The 25,126-nt window shown below is 70.8% G+C and carries 24 protein-coding genes and 1 pseudogene; 8 read left to right on the forward strand and 17 right to left on the reverse strand.

Going from position 1 to position 25,126, the window contains the following annotated elements; all coding sequences use genetic code 11:
- Nucleotides 1-49: 49 nt before the first annotated feature.
- The 3 genes from IF655_RS04095 to IF655_RS04105 all read right to left on the reverse strand — a co-directional run bounded on the left by IF655_RS04095 (nucleotide 50) and on the right by IF655_RS04105 (nucleotide 2,799).
- A complete protein-coding gene (locus IF655_RS04095) occupies nucleotides 50-1,114 on the reverse strand; it encodes an NAD-dependent epimerase/dehydratase family protein (protein WP_199582105.1) in 1,065 nt (354 codons plus the stop codon).
- A gap of 14 nt (nucleotides 1,115-1,128) precedes the next feature.
- Nucleotides 1,129-2,088 (reverse strand): NAD(P)H-quinone oxidoreductase, encoded by a 960-nt coding sequence (locus tag IF655_RS04100; RefSeq protein WP_199582106.1) that lies wholly within the window; start codon nucleotides 2,086-2,088, stop codon nucleotides 1,129-1,131.
- Nucleotides 2,089-2,205: 117 nt separating this feature from the next.
- On the reverse strand, nucleotides 2,206-2,799 hold the full coding sequence (locus tag IF655_RS04105; protein ID WP_199582107.1) for a TetR/AcrR family transcriptional regulator: 594 nt from the start codon (nucleotides 2,797-2,799) through the stop codon (nucleotides 2,206-2,208).
- A 93-nt stretch (nucleotides 2,800-2,892) separates the two neighbouring features.
- Between IF655_RS04105 and IF655_RS04110 the strand changes: the two genes are divergently transcribed.
- Nucleotides 2,893-4,137: an NADH:flavin oxidoreductase/NADH oxidase family protein gene (locus IF655_RS04110; RefSeq protein WP_199582108.1), complete on the forward strand. Its 1,245-nt coding sequence runs from the start codon at nucleotides 2,893-2,895 to the stop codon at nucleotides 4,135-4,137.
- A gap of 65 nt (nucleotides 4,138-4,202) precedes the next feature.
- Here the strand turns inward: IF655_RS04110 and IF655_RS04115 are convergent, their stop codons facing one another.
- The 4 genes from IF655_RS04115 to IF655_RS04130 all read right to left on the reverse strand — a co-directional run bounded on the left by IF655_RS04115 (nucleotide 4,203) and on the right by IF655_RS04130 (nucleotide 8,675).
- Complete coding sequence (locus tag IF655_RS04115; protein WP_199582109.1) at nucleotides 4,203-5,813, reverse strand: succinic semialdehyde dehydrogenase; 1,611 nt, start codon at nucleotides 5,811-5,813, stop codon at nucleotides 4,203-4,205.
- 14 nt (nucleotides 5,814-5,827) lie between these two features.
- Complete coding sequence (locus tag IF655_RS04120) at nucleotides 5,828-6,748, reverse strand: acetoacetate decarboxylase family protein (RefSeq protein ID WP_199582110.1); 921 nt, start codon at nucleotides 6,746-6,748, stop codon at nucleotides 5,828-5,830.
- Nucleotides 6,749-6,839: 91 nt separating this feature from the next.
- Entirely contained in the window at nucleotides 6,840-7,817 is a 978-nt protein-coding gene (locus IF655_RS04125; RefSeq protein WP_199582111.1) for an alpha/beta hydrolase, read from the reverse strand.
- Between the two features lie 240 nt (nucleotides 7,818-8,057).
- Entirely contained in the window at nucleotides 8,058-8,675 is a 618-nt protein-coding gene (locus IF655_RS04130) for a TetR/AcrR family transcriptional regulator (protein ID WP_199582112.1), read from the reverse strand.
- A gap of 169 nt (nucleotides 8,676-8,844) precedes the next feature.
- On the opposite strand from IF655_RS04130, the gene IF655_RS04135 reads away from it, so the two are divergent.
- Both IF655_RS04135 and IF655_RS31420 read left to right on the forward strand, forming a co-directional pair.
- Nucleotides 8,845-9,549 carry a type 1 glutamine amidotransferase domain-containing protein gene (locus IF655_RS04135; RefSeq protein ID WP_199582113.1) on the forward strand — a complete coding sequence of 235 codons (705 nt, stop codon included), beginning with the start codon at nucleotides 8,845-8,847 and terminating at the stop codon, nucleotides 9,547-9,549.
- A gap of 35 nt (nucleotides 9,550-9,584) precedes the next feature.
- Entirely contained in the window at nucleotides 9,585-10,694 is a 1,110-nt protein-coding gene (locus IF655_RS31420; RefSeq protein ID WP_199582114.1) for a trans-acting enoyl reductase family protein, read from the forward strand.
- Between the two features lie 68 nt (nucleotides 10,695-10,762).
- Here the strand turns inward: IF655_RS31420 and IF655_RS04145 are convergent, their stop codons facing one another.
- On the reverse strand, nucleotides 10,763-11,587 hold the full coding sequence (locus IF655_RS04145; RefSeq protein WP_199582115.1) for a helix-turn-helix transcriptional regulator: 825 nt from the start codon (nucleotides 11,585-11,587) through the stop codon (nucleotides 10,763-10,765).
- 142 nt (nucleotides 11,588-11,729) lie between these two features.
- On the opposite strand from IF655_RS04145, the gene IF655_RS04150 reads away from it, so the two are divergent.
- Nucleotides 11,730-12,467 carry an SDR family oxidoreductase gene (locus tag IF655_RS04150; protein ID WP_199582116.1) on the forward strand — a complete coding sequence of 246 codons (738 nt, stop codon included), beginning with the start codon at nucleotides 11,730-11,732 and terminating at the stop codon, nucleotides 12,465-12,467.
- A 7-nt stretch (nucleotides 12,468-12,474) separates the two neighbouring features.
- On the opposite strand, the gene IF655_RS04155 is transcribed toward IF655_RS04150, so the two are convergent.
- The 3 genes from IF655_RS04155 to IF655_RS04165 form a co-directional block, all read right to left on the reverse strand.
- Entirely contained in the window at nucleotides 12,475-12,765 is a 291-nt protein-coding gene (locus IF655_RS04155) for a hypothetical protein (protein WP_242488530.1), read from the reverse strand.
- Nucleotides 12,766-12,856: 91 nt separating this feature from the next.
- Nucleotides 12,857-13,816 carry a carbohydrate kinase gene (locus IF655_RS04160; RefSeq protein WP_199582117.1) on the reverse strand — a complete coding sequence of 320 codons (960 nt, stop codon included), beginning with the start codon at nucleotides 13,814-13,816 and terminating at the stop codon, nucleotides 12,857-12,859.
- Between the two features lie 83 nt (nucleotides 13,817-13,899).
- Complete coding sequence (locus IF655_RS04165; protein WP_199582118.1) at nucleotides 13,900-14,961, reverse strand: LacI family DNA-binding transcriptional regulator; 1,062 nt, start codon at nucleotides 14,959-14,961, stop codon at nucleotides 13,900-13,902.
- Nucleotides 14,962-15,209: 248 nt separating this feature from the next.
- Between IF655_RS04165 and IF655_RS04170 the strand changes: the two are divergent.
- From IF655_RS04170 to IF655_RS04180, 3 genes and pseudogenes are all read left to right on the forward strand, one after another.
- Nucleotides 15,210-16,199 (forward strand): annotated as a pseudogene (locus tag IF655_RS04170) (zinc-dependent alcohol dehydrogenase family protein); the annotation flags it as partial.
- Nucleotides 16,200-16,375: 176 nt separating this feature from the next.
- Nucleotides 16,376-17,914 carry a sugar porter family MFS transporter gene (locus IF655_RS04175; protein ID WP_307814853.1) on the forward strand — a complete coding sequence of 513 codons (1,539 nt, stop codon included), beginning with the start codon at nucleotides 16,376-16,378 and terminating at the stop codon, nucleotides 17,912-17,914.
- Between the two features lie 822 nt (nucleotides 17,915-18,736).
- Nucleotides 18,737-19,162: an NUDIX hydrolase gene (locus tag IF655_RS04180; protein WP_307814854.1), complete on the forward strand. Its 426-nt coding sequence runs from the start codon at nucleotides 18,737-18,739 to the stop codon at nucleotides 19,160-19,162.
- 794 nt (nucleotides 19,163-19,956) lie between these two features.
- Here the strand turns inward: IF655_RS04180 and IF655_RS04185 are convergent.
- The 3 genes from IF655_RS04185 to IF655_RS04195 form a co-directional block, all read right to left on the reverse strand.
- The gene (locus IF655_RS04185) at nucleotides 19,957-20,484 is read right to left on the reverse strand and encodes an SMI1/KNR4 family protein (RefSeq protein ID WP_199582120.1); all 528 of its coding nucleotides are present in this window, start codon (nucleotides 20,482-20,484) and stop codon (nucleotides 19,957-19,959) included.
- A 144-nt stretch (nucleotides 20,485-20,628) separates the two neighbouring features.
- Nucleotides 20,629-21,156, reverse strand: coding sequence for a hypothetical protein (locus IF655_RS04190; RefSeq protein WP_199582121.1), 528 nt, complete (start codon nucleotides 21,154-21,156; stop codon nucleotides 20,629-20,631).
- Nucleotides 21,157-21,801 carry a hypothetical protein gene (locus IF655_RS04195; RefSeq protein ID WP_199582122.1) on the reverse strand — a complete coding sequence of 215 codons (645 nt, stop codon included), beginning with the start codon at nucleotides 21,799-21,801 and terminating at the stop codon, nucleotides 21,157-21,159.
- An 86-nt stretch (nucleotides 21,802-21,887) separates the two neighbouring features.
- On the opposite strand from IF655_RS04195, the gene IF655_RS04200 reads away from it, so the two are divergent.
- Nucleotides 21,888-22,613 (forward strand): hypothetical protein, encoded by a 726-nt coding sequence (locus IF655_RS04200; protein WP_199582123.1) that lies wholly within the window; start codon nucleotides 21,888-21,890, stop codon nucleotides 22,611-22,613.
- Between the two features lie 209 nt (nucleotides 22,614-22,822).
- Here the strand turns inward: IF655_RS04200 and IF655_RS04205 are convergent, their stop codons facing one another.
- From IF655_RS04205 to IF655_RS04215, 3 genes are all read right to left on the reverse strand, one after another.
- On the reverse strand, nucleotides 22,823-23,113 hold the full coding sequence (locus IF655_RS04205; RefSeq protein WP_199582124.1) for a hypothetical protein: 291 nt from the start codon (nucleotides 23,111-23,113) through the stop codon (nucleotides 22,823-22,825).
- Nucleotides 23,114-23,173: 60 nt separating this feature from the next.
- The gene (locus tag IF655_RS04210) at nucleotides 23,174-23,512 is read right to left on the reverse strand and encodes a DUF6368 family protein (protein WP_199582125.1); all 339 of its coding nucleotides are present in this window, start codon (nucleotides 23,510-23,512) and stop codon (nucleotides 23,174-23,176) included.
- A 63-nt stretch (nucleotides 23,513-23,575) separates the two neighbouring features.
- Nucleotides 23,576-25,108, reverse strand: a complete 1,533-nt coding sequence (locus tag IF655_RS04215; RefSeq protein ID WP_199582126.1) for an FG-GAP repeat protein — start codon at nucleotides 25,106-25,108, stop codon at nucleotides 23,576-23,578.
- Nucleotides 25,109-25,126: the final 18 nt, after the last annotated feature.

Below are 25,126 nucleotides of genomic sequence, written 5' to 3' on the forward strand. Positions count from 1 at the left end.
CCAGGGCGTCGCACGGTGGAGGTCCGCGAGCGGGCCTCCACCGGTGCGTTCACGCCCGTACGACCTGCGCGAACATCTCCTCCATGGACCGCTGGGCGGGGCGGTAGCGCACGCCGAGACCCCGGCGGCTCTTGGTGGTGTCCACGCGGAGGTCGTAGCCGATGTTGCGCCGCAGATAGGCGCGTTCGAGTCCGGCGGCCGGTCCCAGGGCGACCGCGAGCGCCTTGGGCAGCGGGCGGCGCGGCAGTGGGTGGTCGGCGCCGTAGCGGGGCAGGAGCCGCCGGGCGAGGTCGACGACGTCCGTGGACTCGGCCGCGAGGAGGTGGCGCCCCCGCGCGTCGGGCAGGAAGGCGGCGGCCAGATGCCCGTAGGCGACGTCCCGCACGTCCACGACGGTGAGCGCGATCCGCGGGGCGCCCCTCCGCATCCGCCCGCTCGCCATCTGCCGGGCGATGGTGAAACTCTCGCTGGTCGGGGTGGAGTTGAGGGCGGGTCCGATGACCAGTCCCGGGTTGACGGTGACCAGGCGCCAGTCGTCCCGCTCCTCCGCGATCCGCCACGCCTCCCGCTCCGCCAGCGTCTTGGAGTAGCTGTAGGGCTCGCGGGTCAGGGAGGAGGTGGTGTTCCAGCTCTCCTCGGTCACGGTGCGGTCCGGGAGCGCGAGGGTGTCCTCCGCGTCCCCGAACATCGCGGCGACCGAGCTGGTCAGCACCACCCGCTCGACGCCGCCGACCCCGTTCGCGGTGCGGAGCACGTTGCGGGTGCCCTGTACGGCCGGATCGACCAGGTCCCGCTGGGGGTCCCGTACGGAGCGGACGAACGGCGAGGCGGTGTGGATCACGATCCGGCACCCGCGCATGGCGTCCGCGTAGGAGCCGTCCCTGAGCAGGTCGGACGCGAACAGGCGCAGCGTGCCGGGCGCGCCGTCGGCGGCGTGCAGCAGGTGCCGGACCTTCTGCGTGTCGCCCGGGTCGCGGACGGCGGCGTGCACGGTGACCCCCGCGTCGAGCAGGGCTTTCACGATCCAGCCGGCGACGTAGCCGGTGGCCCCGGTGACCAGGACCGGCGCGCTCGTGTCGACGGGCAGGTCACCGAGGTCGACGTGGGAGTCCATGATCTTCTCCCCGATTACTCGTTCACCAGGAGGATCTTGCCGATGTGGCCGCCCTCCTCCATGAGCCGGTGCGCCTCGGCCGCCTGGGACATCGGCAGGCGCCGGTCGACGACGAGTTGCACGGCGCCGCTCTCGATCATCGGCCAGACCTGGTCCCGGACCTCGGCGACGATCTCTGCCTTCTGCTCCTTGGACCGCGTCCGCAGGGTCGTGCCGTGCACGGAGGCGCGCTTGAAGACCAGCTCCGCCAGGTTGAGGTTCGCTTCCAGACCGTCCTGGAGTCCGATGACGACCAGGCGTCCGTCGGGGGCGAGGGAGCGCACGTTGCGTTCGAGGTAGCTGCCGCCGACGACGTCCAGGACGACGTCGTAGGGACCGTGCTCGGTGAAGTCCTGGGTGCGGTAGTCGATCGTGACGTCGGCGCCCAACTCCCGTGCGCGTGCGGCCTTCTCGGGACCGCCGACGGTGGTGACGACACGTGCGCCGAGTGCCTTGGCGATCTGGATCGCCATGGTGCCGACGCCTCCGGCGCCACCATGGACGAGGAAGGTCTCGCCCTTCTTCAGCCCTGCGGTCATGACGATGTTGGACCACACGGTCGCGACGGCCTCGGACAGCCCCGCGGCGTCGACCAGGCTGATCCCCTCGGGCACGGGCAGCAGTTGCCCCGCGGGCACGGCGACCTTCTGCGCGTAGCCGCCTCCGGTGAGCAGCGCGCAGACCTCGTCGCCCACCTGCCATCGGGTCACACCCTCGCCGAGGGCGCTGATACGGCCGGAGACCTCGAGTCCCGGGTAGGGCGAGGTGCCGGGCGGGACGGGGTAGAGACCCCAGCGCTGCATCACGTCGGCGCGGTTCAGCGCGCTGGCGACCACGTCGACGACGACCTCACCGGCGGCGGGGGTCGGGTCTTCGACGTCAGTCCACTCCAGGACCTCGGGACCGCCGGGCTCCTTGATCGACACTGCCTTCATGACGCTCCGTTCATAGGGCTGAGGGCTCCCGCGCACGCATCGGCGCGCGTCCGGAAGCTCGATGTTTACAGCGCACACATTAGATTGCAGGTGTGTGCACTGTCAACATGGACCGCCCTACCGCGACATCGCCGCCGACGCGGCGAACAGCGCCCGGACAGCCCCACGGACCTGGGCGTCGACCTTTTCAGGGGTCGAGGCGTCGAGCTTTCCGTCCAGACACAGGAAGGCCAGCCCGTGGACGACAGCCCAGACCGTGGTCGCGAGCGCGTCCGGGTCGGCGGCGCCGGGGAAGGCGCCGCGCACGATGGAGCGGACGTACTCCGATATGGCGGCGGTCGCCGCGACCCGCTCCTCACTGGTCGGGTCGCACGGCTCCGCGAACATCACCCGGAACATCGCGGGGCGGTCGAGCGCGAAACGCACATACGCGACGGCGACGGCGGCGAGGTCGTCCGGGGTCGTGGGCGCGGGGTGCGCGGCCGCCAAGTTTCCGGCGAGTTCGCGGTACCCCTCGGCGGCGACGGCGGAGACCAGCGCATCGCGGTCCGCGTAGTGGCGGTAGGGAGCCGTCGCCGACACCCCCGCCCGCCGCGCCACCGCGCGCAGCGACAGACCGGCGCTGCCGTCCTCCTCCAGCAGCCCCAGCGCGGCACGCAGACAGGCGGCGCGCAGATCGCCGTGATGGTACGAGCCGGTCGCTTGCGGCATAGGTCACACTCCTTGAAGTTTACGGCGCTTACATCCCTGACCTAATGTGAACGCTGCACACATTGTAAGCGATACAGATCGAGAGGGAAAAGGATGACCAGCGAACTGTTCTCGCCGTTGTCCCTGCGCTCCGGCCAGGTACTGCGCAACCGGATCGCCAAGGCGGCCATGGAGGAGAACATGGCCGCCGACGGCCAGTTGCCGGGCCACGAGCTGTTCGGGCTCTACCGGCGCTGGGCCGAGGGCGGCACCGGACTGCTCATCACCGGCAACGTCATGGTCCACGCCGAGGCGCTGACCGGACCCGCCGGTGTCGTGCTCGACGAGGCGGCGCCGCTGGAGCCGTTCACCGAGTGGGCGAAGGCGGGCCAGTCGGGGGGCGGGAAGATCTGGATGCAGATCAACCACCCCGGGCGCCAGATCGCCTCCGACATGCCCGGCGTCGTCTGGGGTCCGTCCGCCGTCGGCGTCGACCTCGGCAAGCACAGCAGCCGCTTCGGGCGCCCGGTCGCCATGACCGCCGAGCAGATCGGCGAGACCGTGACGCGGTACGCGGTGACCGCCCAGCGCGCCGAGGAGGCGGGCTTCGACGGGGTCGAGATCCATGCCGCGCACGGCTATCTGCTCTCGCAGTTCCTGTCGCCCCTGGTCAACAAGCGCACCGACCAGTGGGGCGGCTCGCTGGAGAACCGGGCGCGGATGCTGCTGGACATCGTCCGCGCCGTACGGGCCGCGGTCTCGCCCTCCTTCGCGGTCGCGGTCAAGCTCAACTCCGCCGACTTCCAGCGCGGCGGCTTCGACGCCGACGACGCCCGTCAGGTGATCGCGATGCTCGCCCCGCTCGGCGTCGACCTGGTCGAGCTGTCCGGCGGCAGCTACGAGTCCCCGGCGATGTCCGGGCGCCCGGCGGACGCGCGCACCCAGGCTCGCGAGGCGTACTTCCTCGACCTGGCGAAGGACCTGGTCAGGACCAGCCCGCTGCCGCTCATGCTGACCGGTGGCATCACCCGGCGCGAGACCGCCGAGCGGGTCCTCGCGAGCGGAGTCGCCGTCATCGGCATGGGCACCGCCCTCGCCGTCACGCCCGACCTGCCCGAGCGCTGGCGCACGCGCCGCGAAGCCGAACGGCAGCTCCGCCCGGTGACCTGGTCCGACAAGGCGCTCGCCTCGGCGGCGGGCATGGCCCAGGTCCGCCACCAGATGCGCCGGATCGCCCGGGGCAGCCGCCCCACGCCCGGCACCCACCCGGCGGTCGCCCTCCTCGCGGAGCGGCGCAAGCAGCGGCGGGCGCTGCGCCGTTACCGCTCCTGGCTGGAGACGGTGCGGCGCGCCGCGTAGCGCGGACCCTTCCCGCACAGCGAGGCGGCGCGACTCCAACGGAGCCGCGCCGCCTCGGTGTTGGTTCAGCGGGAGCCGATCACCTTCAGCACCTTCAGCGCGCCGGTCAGCAGTGCCGCCCACGTCTCGGGCGGGATGCTCTTCGGCGGGGTGAACCCCTGGACGCGCTGGTGGGCAACGGTCTGCGCCTCGGTGTACTTGAGGATGCCCTCCGCGCCGTGACGGCGACCGAGCCCGGAGTCGCCCATGCCGCCCATCGGCGCGTCGACACTCCCCCATGCGGCGGCGAACGCCTCGTTGACGTTGACGGTGCCCGCGTGCAGCCGGGCGGCGACGGCGCGCCCCCGAGAGGAACTACGGGACCAGACACTGGCGTTGAGACCGTACGGCGTGGCGTTGGCGCGCGCGATCGCCTCGCTGTCGTCGCGGACGGGGTAGACCGACACGACGGGCCCGAAGGTCTCGTGCTCGTACAGCGTCATGTCGGGCGTGACACCGGCGAGGATGGTCGGCTCGTAGAACAGCGGTCCCAGGTCCGGGCGTGCCCTGCCGCCCGCGAGGACCTTCGCCCCCTTGGCCACGGCGTCGTCGACGTGCTCGGTGACGGTCTTGAGCTGGGCGGGCGTGGTGAGGCTGCCGACATCGCAACCGAAGTCGTACGCGCCACCGACCTTGAGCCGCTTCGCGCGCGCGACGAACGCGTCCACGAACTGGTCGTGGACCGACTCCGCGACGTACAAGCGCTCGACGGAGACGCAGAGCTGTCCCGCCGAGGGGAAGCACGCGGCGACGGCGCCGTCGGCTGCCTTCTCGATGTCCGCGTCATCCAGCACCAACATGGCGTTCTTGCCGCCGAGTTCGAGGGAGGCGCCGATGAGCCGCTCCCCCGCGTCCCGCGCGATCTTTCGGCCGCTGGCGGTGGAACCGGTGAACATCATGTAGTCGGCGCCCGCCATCAGCGCCCCGCCGATGGAGCTGCCCCGCCCGATCACCATCTGCCAGACACCGGACGGCAGTCCGGCCTCCCGCATCAGCTCCAGCGACCACAGCGCGGTGAGCGCGGTCTGCGTATCGGGCTTCTGGACGACGGCGTTGCCGGCCATCAGCGCCGCGATGGCGTCACTGGCGGCCATGCTCAGCGGGTAGTTCCAGGGCGAGACGACCGCGACGACGCCCTTGGGGTGGCGCAGTTCGGTGGTGTGGGTGAGCAGCGGGATCGCGCCCCGGCGGCGCTTGGGCGCCAGGTAACGGGCGCCGTTGCGGGCGTAGTAGCGGGACACGATGGCGATGTCCACGACTTCGAGGAACGCGTCCCGGCGGGTCTTGCCGTTCTCCGCCTGCATGAGGTCGAGCGCCTCTTCCCGGCGGGCGAGGACGAGGTCGTGGAAGCGCAGCAGGATCTGCTTGCGGCGGCTCAACGGGGTGGCGGCCCAGGCGCGTTGGGCGATGCGGGCCCGCGCGAAGGCGTCCTTCACGTCGGCGGGCACGGAGACCGGGAGGTCGGCCAGGGGTGCACCGGTGTAGGGGGCGGTGGTGGTCACGCGTACGGCGTCGGGGGCGGCGGTGACGCGTGCCGCGAGCCGCTCGATCCGCTCCGGCGTCAGGGACGCGGGCAGGGGGGCACGGGAGGCTCGGGCGGTGGAGGCTTGGGCGGTGGAGGCTTGGGCGGTGGTCATGGCGGGCTCCTCGCTTACCGGCTGCGGACCGAGGTCGGGACCGGCATGTGCAGGGCGAGCTGCCCCTCGGTCACGACGTCGAACTGGATGGTCCGCATCGGCTTGAGGGAGCGCAGGTCGTCGGCCATCCGCCCCTCCCCCACCGTGAACTGGAGATCGCGCGGGACGAGCGAGGTGCCCGCGGAGAGCACGTTGGTCTGGCTCAGGGTCGAGTGCCACGCGCCGTTGATCGAGGTGTACGAGGTGAGCGACGCGACGCGCTTGCCGCTCGGGAAGCTGTTCTGGGCCGGGGTGGGCGCCGAGAGCGCGAGGTCGATGCCGCCCGCGTCGTTCGCCACGCGCGCGGTCGTGCGGTGGGCGTCGATGTCGACGTCCAGACCGGTCACCCACTTGGGGAAACCGTAGCCGTCGTGTCCGCGCACCTGGGCGATCTCGGTGCTGACCGGCAGGGACAGCACATAGGAGTCGAGGTGCTCGTTCTTGAGCGCGGCGACGAGGTCGAAGAAGCCGAGCTTCCCGTGCCGGGCGGGCTTCACCGCGATGCCGACGGCGGCTTCGGTGTAGAAGTCGATGTCGCACACGTCGTACCGGAAGAACATCGCGGAGACCAGACCGAGCCCGGGCGCGACCTCCAGCGGGGCCAGCTCGCGGGGCAGCCGGGAGCGGATGGCGCGGGTGGGCGCGAGCATCGTGAGCCGGGCGGTGGAGATGCGGTAGTAGAAGTTCGGGGTGAGGGTCTCGCCGATGGGCGAGTCGACCTTGGTCTTCGGCAGCTTCCGGAAGAAGTCGACACCGCTGACGCGGGGGTCACGGGCGACCTCGTCGAGGTCGGTGTCCATCCGGTAGCGGTCGTAGAGACCGCCCTTGGGGACGGTGACCGCGCGACCGCCGAGGTCGGCCTTGACGGTGTCGGGCTGGGGCTGGGACGAGGGCATGGAGAGGCTCCCGGATCGCATGTTGACGGTGATTACATCAGCGTAGCCACCAATGTAAGCACCGTCAACACATGCGATCGCGCCCGCTGTCTCAGTCGTCCTGGTGCAGGGCGTTCCCCAGGAAGTCGATGGCGATCTTGCGGGCGATGTTGGCCGCCTTGGTGTCGCGCAGGCTGTCCAGGAGGAGGAAGTCGTGGACCATGCCCGCGACGCGGACCGAGGTGACGTCGTTGCCCGCCTCGCGGAGCTTGTTGGCGTACTTCTCGCCCTCGTCGCGCAGCACGTCCGCCTCGTCGGTGATGACCAGGGTGGGCGGCAGCCCCTGCAGCTCCTCCAGGCTGGCCCGGAGCGGGGAGGCGTAGATCTCGGCGCGCTGGGCGGGGTCGGTGGTGTAGGCGTCCCAGAACCACTTCATGGCGTCGCGGGTGAGGTAGTAGCCCTCGGCGAACTGGTGGTACGACGGCGTGTCGAAGTTGGCGTCGGTCACCGGGTACAGCAGGCACTGTGCCTTGAGGTCGATCCCGCCGCGGTCCTTGTTCATCAGCGCGAACACCGCCGACATGTCACCGCCGACCGACTCGCCGGTCACGGCGATGCGCGAGGTGTCCATGCCGTGCTCCGCGCCGTGCTTGAGGACCCACTGGCCCACGGCGTAGTTCTGCTCCACCTGGGTGGGGTACTTCGCCTCGGGCGCGCGGTCGTAGACCGGGAAGACGCCCGCGGCACCGGCGCCGACGGTGAGTTCGCGGAAGAGCCGGTCGTGGGTCTTGTCGTCACCGAAGACCCAGCCCGCGCCGTGGATGTAGAACAGCACGGGCAGCGGACCGGTCACGCCCTTGGGGCGGATGATGCGGGTGCGGACGGTCCCCCACTCACCGGCGTCGACGTCGACCCACTCCTCGTCGACCTCGGGGCGGGGCACGCTGGTGTCGCTCTGCAGGTCGGCGAGGATGGCGCGACCCTGCTCCGGCGGGACCTCGTAGATCCGGGGGTGCGGGTCGGTCGCCTCGGCCAGTTCCTTCGCGGCGGGTTCGAGGTACGGGGTGACGGGCGGCGGGATGTCGGTCATGGCCACTCCTTGGGACGGGCACACGAGTTGGTCGTCGCGCGGCTTCTCCAGCCGCTGGTGGTGACGGCTACCCCGAGGTGGAGATCACCCGCACGTGTGAGGTGGAGATCCCCTTGTCCATGTTTGGCGCCCGCGCCGTGGGGCGCAACCGGCCGCCCCGCGCGTTGCCCGGCTCGGGCACGAGGGCTGCCCGGCTCGTCTACGGGAGCTGCCCGGCTCGGGTACGAGCCCCCGCCGGGCTCAGGCGCCGGAGGGCTCGTGCGGGATGCGCACGAACCCGAAGACCTCACCGACGAGGTCCGCGAGAGACCGCCCCCCGGCGTCGTCGGCCCAGCGTTCGAGGGCGACGTCGAAGCAGGCCAGGGCGGTGTTGACCATGGTCCGCGCCTTCAGCTCGGCGACCGGACCCCCGCTGTCGATCCGGGCGGCGATCTCCGGTACGAGGGCGCCGGTCCAGGCCAGGTGCTTCTCCAGGTACCGGGCGCGCAGGGCGGGGGTGTGACAGATGACCCGGGTCGCCCGCTTCCAGCGCCCCGCGTCGGCGTCCATCTGCTCGGCCGCCACGACGAAGGTGTCGCGCAGGGCGTCCCAGGCAGGCTGCCCGTCGAGGTGGCGGCACAGCTCCTCGCGGACCTCCTCGGCACCGGGGACGCGGTCGCCGAAGACGACGTCCTCCTTGTTGCCGAAGTAGCGGAAGAAGCTGCGCTGGGAGATACCGGCCGCGCGCGCGATGTCGGCGACGGTCACCTGCTCGTAGCCGGAGGCGTCGAACAGCTCCAGAGCCGTGTCGGACAGTGCCTCCGTGACGAGCCGACGGGTTCTCAGGCGCAGCCCGGGCGCGGTGGTGGTCTCCCTCATACCGAGAGGCTATCAGTGCCGAACTTGGCACACTGTGCCAGAAGTGGCGTACGGTGTTGGGCGCGGGGTGTTCGCCGCCCTGGGAACCAGTCGTAGAACCCGCCGTACCGGCGCCTGCCACAGCTCTTCGCGGGTCGTCGTGGGTCGTCACCACAAGGGAGAAACAGCCATGACCAAGGTCCTCTTCGTCGTCTCCGCGGCCGACCACTGGACGCTGAACGACGGAACCGAGCACCCCTCGGGCTACTGGGGCGAGGAGCTGGCGATGCCCCACAAGATCTTCAGCGAGGCGGGCTGGGAGATCACGATCGCCACCCCGGGCGGCAAGCCCCCCACGCTGGACCGGCTGAGCATGTCCCGCACCGCGGGTCTGCCCGGCAAGCTGCGCGAGGTCGGCGAGTACCTGGACTCGATCCAGGCTCAACTGGACGCTCCGCGTCCGCTGGACGAGATCGACCCCGCCGCGTACGACCTGGTCTTCTACCCCGGCGGGCACGGTCCGATGGAGGACCTGGCGTACGACGAGGTGTCGGGCGCGGTGCTCACCCGGGTCCTGGACTCCGGCAAGCCGCTGGCCCTGCTGTGCCACGCCCCGGCGGCGACCCTGGCCGCCCGGAACGCGGACGGCTCGTGGCCGTTCGCCGGGTACCGGATGACGGGTCTGTCCAACACCGAGGAGAAGCTCAACAGCTTCGGCCGCAAGGCGCCCTGGCTGCTGGAGGACCGGCTGCGCGAGGAGGGCGCGGACTACGTCAAGGCGCGCCTGCCGCTGCTGCCGTTCGTGGTGGTGGACCGCAATCTGTACACGGGCCAGAACCCGACGTCCTCCGAGCGCCTGGCCAAGCGCCTGGTGTCGGACCTGAACGACCGCTGAACCGCGCCGTCCCGCACACCGAGGAGCACACCCCGATGAGCAGCCGCATCCTTCTCCTGGGCGCCACCGGCTACACCGGCGGCCTGGTCCTGAACGCCCTGCTGCGCCGAGGCGTCCGGCCGACCCTGGCAGGCCGCAACGCCACCGCCCTCGCGGCACTCGCCGAACGGTCCGGCGGACTCGACCACGTGGTGGTGGACGCCACGGACACCGCGGACCTGAAACGGCACCTGCGGCGCGGGGACGTACTGGTCACCACCGTCGGTCCCTTCGAACGCCTCGGCCACTCCGCCGCCGCGGCCGCGGCGGAGACCGGTGCCCACTACGTCGACTCCACCGGCGAGGTCGGCTTCGTCCGCACCGTGCGCGACCGGTACGGCGAGCGCGCCCGCGAGACCGGCGCGGTCATGCTCCCGGCGTTCGGCTACGACTACGTCCCCGGCATCCTCGCGGGCACGCTCGCCGCCCGTCAGGCGGGTGCCGCCGTACGCGCCCTGGACATCGGCTACTTCGCGACCGGACCGCTCTGGCGCGGCATCAGCAAGGGCACCCGTACGACCATGCGCGACGGTCTCACCCTGCCGTCACCGACCTGGCGCGGACACCGGCTGGCGGAGGAACGCACCGCGTCCCGCGTGCACGAGTTCGACGTCCAGGGCCGGCGCAAGTCCGCCTTCCTCGTCTCCGGCACGGAAGTCCTCTTCCTCCCGGGCGACTTCCCCGCCCTGAGCGACGTCACGGTCTTCAACGGCTGGTTCCCCGCCCTGAGCCGTCCCCTCACCCTGATCTCCGCCGTCGCCAACGCCCTGATCCGCCTCCCCGGCGGCCACCACCTCACCAGCCTCCTCACCCTCCCCCTCACCTTCGGCCCACCCGGCGGACCCGACACCACCGAACGCGCCCGCACCCGCTCCTACGTCGTCGCCGTCGCCTCGACGGGAACGCGTGGCACTCCGCCCCTCGCGGAAGTCCGCCTCGAAGGTCCGAGCGCGTACAGCCTCACCGGCGAGTTGATGGCCTGGGCGGCACAACGCCTCGCCGCGGGCGCCGGTGAGGTCGCGGGAGTGGTGGGACCGGTCGAGGCGTTCGGGCTGGAGGCGCTGCGGGAGGGGTGCGCGGAGATGGGGCTGGTGCCAGAGCCGTGAGGTCGCGCGTGGCCGTCGGCTCTGCGTCGCCGTACCGTGAGCCCGGACACCGCCGCCGCGCTCCTCCCTCATCCGCCGGGCACGACCGCGCTCTCGTCAGACGGTTCGCCGCTCTCGACATAGACCACCAGCGTCTGTTCCGGCTGTTCGGCCAGGTGGAAAGCCGTGTACGTGTAATCGGTCGTGCCCCGTCGCGGGTGCCGTAGCCGTTTGCGACCGCTGTGCCGCGCCTGCACGTCGTACCGCGGCCACCAGTCCCGCGCCTCCGGGCTGTTCTCGTTCAGCTCCTCGATCAGCCGGGTGTACCGGGGGTCGCCGGGATGGCGTGCCGCCAGCGTCCGGAGGCGGCCGAGCAGACCACGCGCTTCGGGTTCCCAGTCGACCACGATCTCCCGGGCCACCGGTTCGAGAAACACCCAGCGGACGAAGTTGGCGGGCCGCCCCGCATCGGTGATGAGCCCCGGGAACAAGTCGTCCGCCGCCTGGTTGTGGCTGAGGACGTCGTAGGTGCCGCCGATGATGTACGCCGGGGTCGGCTGGAGCAACAGGGGGACGGCGCCCACCGCGGCAGGAAGCGGCTCGCGTTCCTCGGCTTCGGGCGCGGGCGCGTGGCCGGCGAGCTGGAGAAGGTGAGCGCGCTCGTGCCGGTCGAGCCGCAGCGCCACGGCGAGGGCGTTGAGCACCTGGTCGGAGACGCGGATCTCTCGCCCCTGTTCCAGGTAGGTGTACCAGGTGGCGCTGATCCCGGCCAGGAGTGCCAGTTCCTCTCGGCGCAGTCCCGGAGTCCGGCGGCGGCCGGTCCGGGGCAGACCCACCTCGTCGGGAGTCAGGCGCTCCCTCCGGCTGCGCAGGAACTCACTGAGCTGACGACGTTGATCCGGCTGTGTGGACATGGCGTAGGGAACTCCCAGTTCCAGAATAAACACGCTCTGGATACCAGGCTAAGCCCGTCGGAGACTGAGGTGCGAGCACGGGCCGCGGCACGACCGACGGCCTCACACGGTTAATACCGGCGGGAAAGGCAGAGGGCGACTCATGTCCGGAATCAAGGGCAAAGTGGTGGCGATCACGGGAGCGAGCAGTGGTATCGGTGAGGCGACCGCGCTGCTGCTCGCCGAGCGCGGCGCGCGGCTCGTCCTCGGCGCGCGCAGGTCCGAACGCCTGGCGGAACTGGTGGACCGCATCGAGAAGGCAGGCGGTACGGCCGTGTGGATCCGCACCGACGTCACCCGGCGGGAGGACCTTCAGGCTTTGGTCGCGCTGGCCGGTGAGCGCTTCGGTCGGCTCGACGTACTCGTCAGCAATGCCGGAGTCGGCACCGTCTCGCCCCTCGACGATCTGCGCGTCGAGGAGTGGGACCACATGGTCGACGTCAACGTGAAGGGCGTACTGCACGGGATCGGCGCCGCGCTGCCGGTCTTCCGGGCGCAGGGAACCGGTCACTTCGTCACCACCGCCTCCACGGCGGCGTTTCGCATCGTGCCGACCATGGCCGTCTACGCGGGAACCAAGTTCGCGGTCCGGGCCATCTGCGAAGGACTGCGCCAGGAAGCGGGCGACTCCTTGCGGGTGACCACCGTCTCGCCGGGTGCGACCGCGACGGACTTCGCCGAGGCGTCGACCAACAGCCAGGTCAGAGCGGAGATCACGAAGATGCGGGACGACATCGCGATCCCGCCCGACGCGATCGCCCGGGCCATCGCCTTCGCGATCGAGCAGCCTGCCACAGTCGACGTGAACGACATCGTCGTCCGTCCCACCGCCCAGAGCTGACCGTGAGTCAGGGCTGAGGCTGCTCGACCGCTTCCTCGGCAGCCGCCGCCGTTTCGGCTGCCGCGATGTCGATGAAGCGACGTATCGCCTCGGGGGACATGTCGAGCCCCTGGGAGGCGGCGTGTTCGTCGCCGAAGACCTGGACGGCCTCGGCGACGGCCAGGGCGAGTTCGGCTTCCGCCTTGCGCAGCTTGACCTCGGCCTTGTCGACGGTGTCGACGACCGCGAGCTGGCGGCGCTGCTTCTCCTGGAGTCGCTGTTTGCGGGACGGCGTCTTGCCGACGTTCTGCACAGTCACACCAAGATCATAAACAGAGCCGTGGGCAGAGATGTAATCGACAACTCCGCGTCGGCACCAGGCTGTTCGCGTCCAGTCCGCCGAAGGCGTCTCAGGCCGACAGCTCCCGGGCGTACGGCGGTTCCGCGCCGGAGCGGGAACAGGTCAGGGCGGCGGCGCGCGCCGCGAAGCCGAGGACGTCGCGCCAGATCTCGGCGTCGAGACCCGCGACCGCCGCGTGGCTCAGCGCGTCGAGCTCCCGCAGCCGGTGCAGGAGCGCCGCGTTGACCGTGTCGCCCGCGCCGATCGTGTCGACCACCGCGACCTTCGTACCCGGCACACTCACCTGACCCGCGCCCCGGCTCCACACGCTCAGTCCGTCGCCGCCCCGGGTCAGGACGATCGCCGCCGGACCGTACTCCAGCCACTCGGTGAGCCGGGCGTCGAGGTCGCCGTCGGGTCCGAGGTCCGCGAGCCAGCGGGCGTCCTCGATCGAGAGCTTCAGCAGCGCGACGTACGGCAGCCAGGAGAGGAACCGCTTCCGGTAGGCGTCGGCGTCCGCGATCAGACCGGGGCGGATGTTGGGGTCGAGGGCGGTGAAGACGCCGTTGTCCGACTCCCTGCGCAGCAGCGCCTCGTACGCGCTCGCGCCCGGCTCCAGTACGAGCGAGCAGGTGCCGACCGACAGGGCGGTGACGCCCTCCGGCAGCGCGGCGGGGAGCGTGAAGAGGCGGTCGGCGGTGCCCTCGGTGTAGAAGCCGTAGCCCGCCGAGCCGTCGCTGCCCACGTCGGCGACGGCCAGCGTCGTCGGCTCGGAGCCGCGCTGGACCAGCTCCGTGCCGACACCCGCGTCCCGCAGCCCCGACAGCAGAGCCGCTCCGAAGGCGTCCGTGGACACGCGCGAGCAGAACGAGGTCGGGGAGCCGAGGCGACCGAGTGCGACGGCGACGTTGTACGGTCCGCCGCCCCGCTGCGGCAGAAGCTGCGGCAGCGGGGACGTCGGCTCGGAGGTGGTGGCGGGGGCGGGGGCGGGCACGAGGTCGATGAGCGCCTCGCCGGCGACGACGATCACTGTGCTGATTCCTTTCGGTGCGCCGTGGAGCGGCGGGGCGGGAAGGGTCGTAACTGACCAACGGGACAAGGGACTTGGGCGGGCTACGGCGACCCCACCGGGAAGCCGGTCGCCCCCGCGCCGAAGGCGGCAGCCCCCGGCGGGCAGCCGCAGGACATCCGGTGGACCACCGCGCACGGCAGCCGGACCGTCCGCGCGGCGCGCTCCGGCGCGTCCAGCCGCTCCAGGAGCAGCCGCAGCGCCGCCCGACCGACCTCGCGGCTCGGCTGGCGGACCGCCGTGAGGCTGGGCGAGAACAGGTCCGCCCACTCGAAGTCGTCGAAGCTGACGAGCGCGATGTCCTCGGGGATGCGCAGGTCGGCGTCGCGGAGCGCCTGGAGCGCGCCGATGGTCATCGCGTTGTTGGCGGCGATGAGGGCGGTGGGGCGGGCGGAGCCGGACAGCAGGCGTCCGGTCGCGAGGCGGGCGCCCTCGGAGGCGGAGCTGCCGTGCGCGAGCAGCTCGGGGTCGCAGGGGAGCCCGGCCGCGCGCAGCCCCTCCCGGTACCCCTCGACCCGCTCGGTCGTCGTACTCAGCCCGACGAGACCCGCCACCAGCGCGATCCGGCGGTGCCCGAGCGAGGCGAGGTGTTCCACGAGTTCCCGCACGGGCGCGGCGCCCTCGGCGCAGACCTGGTCGTACGCCGGTTCCGCGGACTCGTCGACGAGGCGGTCCAGGAAGACGGCGGGGACGGCGGCGCGGGCGAGGTAGTCGAGGAGGGCGGACGGCTGGGCGGAGGGGGCGATGATCACGCCGTCGACGCGGCGCTCGTGGAGCATCCGGACGACGCTCAGCTCGTGCGCGGGGTCGTCGTGCGGGTCGGCGATGAGCAGTCCGTACCCGGCGGCGAGCGCCTCGGCCTCGACGCCCTGGAGGATCTCGGTGAAGTAGGGGTTGCTGATCGCGGAGACGGCGAGGCCGACCGAGCGGGTGCGGGAGGTGACGAGGGAGCGGGCGAGGGAGTTGTGGATGTAGCCCAGCTCGTCGATGGCGCGGAGCACCGCGTCGCGGGTCGCGGGGCGTACCGGACGTGTGGCGTTCAGCACGTGGGAGACCGTGGCCACCGAGACACCCGCGTGCCTCGCCACGTCCGCCATCGTCCGCATCCCGTACTCCTTCGTGTGCCCCGTACCGCGTGGTTCCGCGTGTTCTCCCGCCCGCGGTGGAGCCGGACGGCGGCGGGCGCGGTGGGGGAAAGCGCGGGCCGTCCGTCCAGGAGACCTCGTCCGTCGGGAAGACAGACGCCGAAGACCTATGAAAAGTCACACGTAAGCGTTTGCGCAAGCGCTTACGTGGCGATTATGTTTCCCCGCGTCTTCGGACATCCGTCCGCACACCGCTGTGAGGAGGCGCCATGCGCGCTGTCGTGGTCACCCAGCCGGGAAGCGCCGAGCTGACCGTCATGCCCGATCCGAGTCCCGGTCCCTCGGAGGTGGTCGTCCGCGTCAGCTCCTGCGGCCTCTGCGGCACGGACATGCACATCCTGGGCGGCGAGCTGCCCTCCGTCAGCTACCCGCTGGTCCCCGGTCACGAGCTGACCGGCGTCGTGGTGGAGACCGGCCGGGACGTACGCTTCCCGCTCGTCGGCCAGCGCGTCGCCGTGGACCCCAACACCCCTTGCGGCGCGTGCCATTACTGCCGGATCGGCCGCGGCAACCTCTGTGAGCACTACACCGCCGTCGGCGTGACCCGCGACGGCGGTTTCGCCGAGTACGTCGCGGTCCCCGCGGGCCGCTGCCACGTCCTGCCCGAGGGTCTGTCCGAAGCCGCCGCCGGTCTGGTCGAGCCCCTGTCCTGCGCGGTCCACGGCCTGAGCCGACTCCCCCGCCGCCCCGGTGAGCACTACCTCGTCTACGGCGCCGGGACCATGGGCCTGATGATGGCGGCCCTGGTGGCGCACTCGGGTGCCGCCTCCGTGTCCGTCGTCGACCCCAACACCCGCCGCCTGGACCTCGCCAAGCGCATGGGCGCGGACACGACCGCCGCGAACGCCGACGAGCTGGGCCGCGACCACGGCTTCGAGGTCGTGATCGACGCGACCGGCGTCATCGCGGCGATCGAGGACGGCCTGGGGCGCGTCCGCAAGGGCGGCACGTTCCTGCAGTTCGGCGTGGCGGACCCGGCCAAGCGGGCGTCCTTCTCGCCGTTCCTCGTCTACAACCGCGAGATCGACATCATCGGTTCGATGGCGGTCCACAACGGCTTCCAGCCCGCGGTCGAGATCCTCGCCGGTGGACTGGACCTCGACCCGCTGGTCAGCGATGTGCTGCCGCTGGAGAGCTTCGACGAGGCGGTGGGGCTGTTCCGGGCGGGTGCGGGGCAGAAGATCCATCTGGCCCCGCAGTTGGGTGACCCTCGGGTGGCGGGGGCGGTTGAGGTGGCGGCTGCTGCGGCAGGTGCGGAGGTCGCGGCTACGGCACTGGCGACGGCCACGGCGGTCGAGGCGGCAGGGCGGCTGGCGACGGCTGCGGGTACGGTCACGTCCACGTCCACGTCTTCGGGCGCGGCCTCGTGAGCCGGGTGGCGGGGTCTGAGGCGGTGGAGTCCGGGGCGGCGGAGTCCGGGGCGGCGGAGCCGGAGACGGCGGAGCCGGAGACGGCGGGCCCCAAGACGGCGAGGCCCGACACTGCGGAGCCCGAGGCGGCGGCGAAGCGGCGCCCCCGACTGCGGAACGCCCTGATCTGGGTGTTCGGCGCCCTCGGCGGCATCCTGTGGGGCTACGACACGGGCGTGATCTCCGGCGCGATGCTGTTCATCCGCCAGGACATCACCTTGACCCCCCTGATGGAGGGTCTGGTCGTCTCCGGGCTCCTGGTGGGCGCGATGGCGGGCGCCGGGCTGGCCGGAAAGCTGTCCGACGCGTGGGGCAGGCGGCGGCTGATCCTGGGCGCGGCGCTCGTGTTCATCGCGGGCACGGTCGGCGCGGCACTGTCCTCCGAGGCGTCGCTCCTGATCGGCGCGCGGGTGCTGATCGGCGTCGGCGTGGGCATCGCGTCCGTCGTCGTCCCGCTCTACCTGACGGAACTGGCGCCGATGGAGGTGCGCGGCGGACTCGCCTCCCTGATGCAACTCCTGGTGACCGTGGGCATCTTCCTGGCCTACCTCACCGACTACGCGCTGGCCCCGGCGCACGCGTGGCGCTGGATGATCGGGCTCGGCGTCCTGCCCGCGGCGGTCCTCGCCCTCGGCATCCTGACCCAGCCGGAGAGTCCCCGCTGGCTGGCGGGACGGGGCCGCCGGGACGACGCCCGCGCCGCCCTGACCCTGCTGCGCGGCGACGACGAGACCGCCCGCACCGAGCTGCTCGACATCGAGAAGACGCTGGCGGAGGAGCGGGCGGCAACGCAGCGGCTGACGCTGCGCGACCTGTGGTCCCCGCGTCTGCGCCCCATGCTGGTCGTCGGCCTTCTTCTGGTGTTCTTCCAGAACTTCGGCGGCATCAACACGATCATCTACTACGCCCCGACGCTCCTCACGAGCATCGGCTTCGGCGACAACGGCGCCATCCTCGCGAACGTCGGCATCGGCCTGGTCAACATGCTGATGACCCTCCCCGCGATGCGCCTCATCGACCGCCGCGGTCGCCGTCCCCTCCTCCTGTGGGGCTCGGTCGGCATGTGCGCGGGCATGGCTGTCCTGGCCGCGGTCAACCTCACCCCCCTCCACCACGGCTCCCTCCTCGCCCCCCTCACCCTCTTCGGCGTCGCCCTCTACGTCGCCGCCTTCGCCGCCTCCTGGGGCCCGGTCCAGTGGGTGATGCTCCCCGAACTCTTCCCCACCCGCATCCGCGCCGGCGCGGTCGGCGTCTGCGTCGTCTTCAACTGGCTGTTCAACATGGCCGTTGCCCTCGTCTTCCCCTCCCTCCTCCACGCCTGGGGCGCGGGCGCGAACTTCGTCATCTTCGCGGTGACGACGTTCGCCTCCGGCGTCTTCGTGAAGCGGCTGCTGCCGGAGACGAAGGGGCGGTCGCTGGAGCAGATCGAGCGGGAGGTGTTGCGGCGGGGGGACGCGGCTCCTTCTCCGGACGAGGTGTCCGCTTCGACTGCGTCGGTGTCCTGATCCTGATTCCGATCGAGCGGGGTCGCGTCGCGTGATCCGTGATCCGTGAGCCGCGCCGGGAGTTGCCTTCCCGGCGCGGCTTTCGCATGCGCGCTCTCCGTCGGCTTGACCTCGTCAGTGGTGCTTGGTCGGCTGACGCGACGATTGCGGACTTCCGTGCGTACGGTAAGGAGATGCCTCTCGTGGCGGTGGTGCGTCTCGCCCGGATCGCTTCGAGAAGGGCTCAGGGTGTTGTGCCTCAGGTTGCAGAGGAGTTGACGGGGCGGATTTCGGAAGCAGGGGCACGCGGACGAAGCGCAGAACCTGTCGGCCGAAGCACCCGCCTCCAGTTGCTCCGGCACGGAGCGGTCTCTCCCCTAGGGTGCGCTACATGACTTACGAGGCCCCGGCCTGCTCCGAGTGCGGCCACCCCATGAACTCCGGCGGTCTCGTGTCTGTCACCCGTGAGGACAACGGCCAACGGATCTGCCGCACGCTGTGGCGATGCCCTCAGGGCCATGTCTGGTGGCGGTGGATGGACCGGCCCACGGAGCCGCTGCAGATGTGCCCGTTCTCCAATCTGTTCCGCTGACGTCCACCATCAACGTCACGTTCAGAGCCTTGTTCGCGCTTGCGGCTCTCAACGCACCAGGCGCTTTCTAGGCGCTTGGCCGCAGGTGCGAGTCCTGCCGGGGGGCGCGCACTGACAGACTCCGGAGTGGTCCGACCTCCACCGGGTTCCGGCGGGGGGACGTGTCGGGGTACGTGTCGCAGTCGTCGGCGTCGAGCATTCGTTCATAGCAAACCAGCGGTACCGGAGTGCGGCGCTGGCAGACTGCTGGTGTGTCGACTTCTGCTTCTGCGCAAGGTGTTACTCGGGCCCGGATCGTCACGGCGCTTCTGCGCGACGGGGGCAGGGTGTTGTTGTGTCACCGCTCTCCCCGGCGCCGCTGGTACCCCGATGTGTGGGACCTGCCCGGTGGACATGTGGAGCCTGGAGAGCTGCCCGGGGTGGCGCTTGTCAGGGAGTTGCGTGAGGAGTTGGGGATCGAGGTGGCGGTGCCTGTGGGGCCGCCCATGCGGCAGGTCCGTACTGATGCTTTCGACATGCAGATCTGGCTGATCGAGAGTTGGACGGGAACTCCGGTGAATGTCGCGTTGGACGAGCACGATGCCATCGGGTGGTTCCAGGGCGACGAACTCGGAGAACTGCGCCTCGCTCACGACAGCTACCTTGCGATGTTCACCGAGGCACTCGCCGTAGGCTGACTCTCCACGGCAGCAACGTCACCGACGAAGCTGGGACCCTGGTGCCGTGGACGACCTCACAGAGCAAGGACTTCGCTGCTCGATCGCTGAAGCCGACTCTCCGGCCTGGCGCGTCAGGGCTGCCGCAGGGCGACGGCTCGCGGCGGCGCCCCGGATCGAGAGCATCGCCGGTGTCCTGCGCCGTCTCCTCCTGGACGCTCAGGACACCGGAGTGACCTCCGAGACCGCTGCGGCTCTGTTGGCTCGGAGGGATCTGGCCGGTCTACGTGCCGTGCTCGCGGCTCGTGCAGCGGCGTCCGACGAGGGGACGGCTGATCAGCTCGCTGCGGAACTCGACTGTGACCCACGTTGGGCGACCGGAGAGGGCGGCGCCGAGCTGATCGCGCAGCTCCGGACTCTGGCGTCGGACACAGACCCAGAGGTCCGCGACGAGGCCCTACGGCGTCTTTCGCGCCTGCGCTGATCAGACAGGTGGGCCGTGGCCAACCACGCGCTGCGAGATCGTCTACGAGATCCCGATCAACCCTTCATAGCAGCTTGACGGGCCCGGGAGAGCAGATCTGCGGGTGGTGTGACTACCGGCGGCGGATATACCAACCAACCACCAGCACGATGAGAATGGCAACGACGAAGGCCCACACGGTCGTTGCGCCGTGGTACGAGCGGTAGGCGATCAGAGCCAGCATGTTCGGGCGGATACCCCGGGCAGGTGGCTTCAGCCGAGACGCGTCGGCTGCCCCTCTACTGAATGGTCCCAACGCCTCGGTAATGCCTGGCGCTTGGAGCCGAGCCCGCTACGAAGCAGCGGACGGCTGGCCTGTTCCGCAGTCGTCAGCGTGTATTCGGAACTCGGAGTACGGCCCTGGGACTATCCAGCCCTCCAACCAGCCCGTAAGCCAGCGGGCGAGGGTCAAGGTGGTCGGCACCAGGACGCAGCAGTCATTGGCATCCCAGTCCCAGACGCGGCCGTCGGCAGTGCTGAAGTCGATCAGGGTCCACATGCAGCAGCCGCGATCCATGAGCGGGACGATCCTTTGGAGGGTTGCGGCGTTGCTCGAGTCGCCCTCTGTCGAGAATTGGCGGTGCGCCTCGATCATGTCCCGTTCGTCGCTGAACCAATTGCCTGTGTCCGTCAGCGAAAGGCATTCCCAGACCCCGAAGCCGCCGTTGGCGACTTCGAGGTAGAGGCGCCGCAACAACTGCGGCATCGGATGGCCGACTGCGGCTTCGACCGCGGCGACGTCCTCCGGCGTTGCAGGCGGGGGCAGCTCACGGTCGGCGACACGGGCGCGGACAGCCTCGACAAGGTCGTCGTCAGTCATGGCCTCTCCCCCCGTCGGACTCGTTCGAGTAGGACTCGAACGAGTAGCGGGTGCCATGGTCCCACAGCAAGAATCAAGGGCAGTGCCATCGGCATCCGGAAGGCCGCGCGCTCGTCACGCACGGGCCGCCGACTGAACGGCGGCTTACAGTTGGTCCCCGATGGCCGCCTGCTTCGGGGGATGTGGGCCGCCACCGTCCTTGATGTCCTGTGCGCAGGTGCGGTCGTCGTGGGACTGGTCGTTGGGGATCAGGAGGACGGCGGTGACCTGATAAGGGTGCTCTACGGCGAGCCAGGCGTCGCCTGTGTGGTCGCCGTTCGGGCCGAACGCTTCGGACGAGTAGACCGTCTCACACAGCAGGGCCACGCGGTGCTTGTCGACCGCGCAGGCGTCCACCGCGGGGCCGGAATACTCGTCGGCGCCGTCGAAGCGGTAGTGGAAGTGGACCTGGTCGCCTCGGTCGGGGACCTGTGGGTGGGGCTCCAGGCGCCAGTCAACTACCTTGGCGGTGACGCCGAGTGGGCGCCCGGACGCGTCCTCGACCTGCACCCTCGCACTGGCCTTCCCGCGCTTCGCGGTCGTGTCGGTGCAGCCCCAGGAGGCAGAGCAGCCGGAGAGGGCGAGGAGGAGCAGGGCCAGCGGAGCACCGGCGAGTAGGCGGGCGGGAGGCATTCAGGTGACCTCCGGTTGGAGTGGGGTGGCCTTCTCGAAGCGGGCGAGCAGGTCGCGCCAGAAGGGGACCGTCGCTCGCGGGTTACCGCCCTCGTCGACCTCGTCCCGGGTCTCGTCGAACTCGCGGTGGATGTAGTCGACCAGGTTCTCGCCGTAGTAGATGGTGTCGGTCTGCCACATGGAGAGCACGGGGTGTCCGGAGGTTCCCCGACCGGCGGGCAGGTATCGGTGGGCGTACACGGGCACCAGTACCGGTGCCTTCGCCAGGTGCTGCCGCGCCCTTTCCAGCGCCAGCGCCGGGGAGATCGGGCGCTCACCCCAGCTCTCGTGCCAGAACCCGCTGTGCTCGACGTCGAGCAGGACCCCCTCGACCGGCCAGTCGAGCTGCTCACGCAAGCTGTCCAGGTCGCCGCCCCGCCATTCGGGCCAGGGCTTGGGCCAGGTCTGCCCTTCCTCGGGCGGGATATTGATCGGGAGCCCGGCTGCGAGAAACGCTCGGTGGTCGTCCGCGAACTCGAAGCCGTACTCGTGCTCGATGTGCTCGAACTCGGCGTCGGTGAGGCCCGGTTCACATTCGTAGAGACCCGTCTCCGCCAAACGGCGCGCGGCCTCCGCACCCACCAATGCCCCCTCGACCCTGATCACTTCGGCACGCTAGCGCCAAACGGGCTGTGTGGTCACCCGAGTTGTGCGTGGGCTCCGGCTGCCGTAGGGCGCGCTTTAATACCCGGGTGGTGAACTGGACGCAGATGCACGACTGCTACGGGGAGGTGGATCGCGTCCCCGCGCTTCTGGAACAGGTGGAGTTCGAGGACAACGCCGACGCATGGGAGGAACTGGGATACCGGCTGGTCCTCGAACACGACCTCGTGTTCCCGGCCAGTTTTGCCGCCCTGCCGCGCCTGATACGACTCGCCTCCCGGTCCACGCGCGCCCGCGCCTTGGCCGGAACGGTCCTGCGGCGCGCGGCAGGACACCACGGCTGTGACGCTCTGCTGGCGGACTGCGCCGACGCGATCGTGGAGTTCCGTGAGGTGTTGGACCGGCATCTGCGATCGCGACCGGACGACTACCTGCCGATCTTTCTCGACATGCTCGCAGCGAAGGAGGAGTACCACTGGAGTGCCGCGCTCGGGGACTTCGCGGACGACTTCTACCACCTGGCGTGCCCTCACTGCGCCGTGGAGGTGACGATCGCCATCGGTGACCATGGGCGTTATTCAGCGGTCCGGGACTGGCACTTGGGGGATGTGGACCGTCGCGGTCTGCGGTCGGCGTACTCCGAGGAACTCCGCGGCATCGGCCGCTGGATGCACGAGACCGCCGTCCGCGACGGGCAGCACGCACTCGCCGACGGAATCGCCCATCTCTTCGGCAACGCCGAATGCCCTTGCTGCGCCAGCGTGTTCAATGTCGCGGACGAGTACGCAGCCGCCAATCGCCCCGTCCTGCGATAGTCCGGAGCCGGGCGGGGCGGTAGACCGCGCCGAAGTAGGCGGGTCCGATTTCGGCGCCTGCAGTTCCGCGTGCTCGCGGGAGCGAGTGAAGTCAGCGGCGTGGCGGTGTCGTTGGGCGTGGGTCGGGCCGATGACGGTCCCGTACGTCACCCCCACCAAGGCGATCCGGGTGCCGACGCTTCCCAGGTCGACGTGGTCGACGTAGGCGTTCACGCCCGCCACGAGCCGAGTGTGCCCAGGGCGAAGACGGACACCGCCCAGCCGAGCCGCTGCCGTGCGGAGCCGCATCGGGGGACCACGGTGCGTGCCGGTATGGCTGCGACGAGCAGCGCGCACACGATCAGCGGGACGCCCAGGGCGAGGATCAGTCCCATCGCGCCCGCGCCGCCGCTCCGTCCCGAGGCGAACAGTACGAGGGCGAGTACCGGGACGGCGGCTGCCATCGTCGCCCAGACCAGCAAGAGGTGCAGGACCGTGAGGGCTCGTCTGTCGCTCGTCATGCCTTCGGATGCTGGTAGTTGGGGGCTGGGGGCGCAGGAGTACGCGTGCTCAACGGGCAGCTACTTCAGGAGGCGGAAGCCGGGTTGCCGGGCCCAGGCGCGGAGGAATTCCGCTGAGCCGTAGATCGCGGGCCACGGGTCGGTCGCCGTCGCGGCGATGCCGGGGAGGTCCGCCACCAACGGGGTTTGGTCGTCGCGGAGTTCGGCGTTGTCGACGCCGCCGAGTACGTCCATGACGGCGGCGGTCAGCAGGGCTGTGACGACGTGGTCGAGGGGGCTGCCGCAGTGGGCGATGATGTCGACCGCGTGGGTCGGGGTGAAGCCGATGAGCGTCATCTGGTCCGCCTCGTCGGCGTGTTCGGCCTCGAAGGTCTCTTCGTTGCCGATGCCGGGTCCCATGACGGGCGGGCCACCGTACTCCCCCTCGGTGGTCCGCCCGGTGTCACGAGCGGAGCGGATTCGTCAGCGCAGTGCTCGTCCGAAGCGCGCCGAAGTGGCAGGCGCGCCCACGGTCGTGGGGCCGAAGGCGGTCGCGCCGGTGGTGGTCAGGCCGGTGGAGGTGCCGTTGAGGGACCAGACGGCGCCTGCCGCGGCGTTCTCGTTGGAGGCGGAGACGGCGAGGTCGCGGTGGCCGTCGCCGTTGGTGTCGGCGAGGGCGCAGGCGTCGCCGAAGCGGTCGTTGGTCTCCGCGACGCCGGGAACGCCCGCGGTGTTCTGGTGCATGACCTGGCTGCCGGTGCCGGTGACGCCGGTGGACGTGCCGTGCAGCAGGGCGAAGGAACCGGCGTCGGTGAGACCGCTGAAGTCCTCGCCGCTGATGCCGAGCGCGACCTCCGCCTTGCCGTCGCCGTCCACGTCGGCCACGGCGACGCAGGAGCCCAGGTTGTCGCCCTCCTCCTGCGCGCCGTAGAAGCCGGGCAGGCTCTGGTCGAAGGTCTGGGTGCGCTTGGTCAGGTCGGCGTCGGGCGAGCCGAAGCCGATCGTCACGGAGGGGCGGTCCTCGCCGGAGCCGGACACCACGTCGTCGTAGCCGTCGCCGTCGACGTCGCCCACGCCGACCGCGCCGTCGTAGCCGGGGGCGCGGACGATCTTGAAGCCGGTCGGGGTGCTCAGGAGCACGCGGTTGCTCCAACTGCCGTCGCCGGTGTAGAGCCTGATCACGATGTCCTGGAGGTGGTCGCCGTTGACGTCGCCGGTGCCCAGGGCGACGACGGGACCGGAGATGGAGTGCGGACCGTTGACGCAGGTGTCCTTCGCGGCGCACGCGTCGGGACCGTCGTCACCGTCGTCGCCGTAGCCCCACCAAGTCGACTTGTCCATGAAGTCACGCGTCGCGGCGGGCTTGCCGGAACGGGAGATCGGACCCTTCCACAGCGCTGCGGGCTGGGCCACCGGGTCGTCGCCGAAGGCGTCCGGGTCACCGAAGAGGGCGAGGTCGGTCCTGCCGTCGCCGTCGAAGTCCCCGGCGATGGGGGTACGGCGGTACTTGCCGAGGTCGGTGCCGCCGGTCAGACCGGACGGGGAGCCCCACAGGACGACGGCGTCGGAGCCGTTCTTGCCCGCGCCGATGACGAGGTCGCCGTAACCGTCGCCGTCGAGGTCGCCCTTGGTGAAGGACTCCCCGAACCCCTCCTTCGCGACCGCCGCGCCGGGTACGCCGCTGGTGGAGCGGGAGATGATCGACTTGTGCGCGGGCGAGAGACCGGAGGCGGAGCCGTACATCACCGCGACGTAGCCCGCGCCCGCCTTGCCGGAGACGGTGCCGTTCGAGGCGCTGATCACGAGGTCCGCGTAGCCGTCGCCGTTGAAGTCGTCCGCCTTCGTCACCTGGGACGCGTGGCCGGTGGAGGCGTAGGCGGGGGTAGCGGTCAGGGTCAGGGCGCTCATCCCGGTTGCCGCGAGCAGGGCGGCGGCGAGCGGGGCGGTGACGCGGGCACGGGTCGCTCCGCCGGTCACGTGGTGCTCGGGGGCAACGGGGCGTCGTATGTGCGTCATCGCGGAGTCCTTCTGTCG

Source organism: Streptomyces sp. DSM 110735 (genome assembly GCF_016482685.1).
GTDB lineage: Bacteria > Actinomycetota > Actinomycetes > Streptomycetales > Streptomycetaceae > Streptomyces.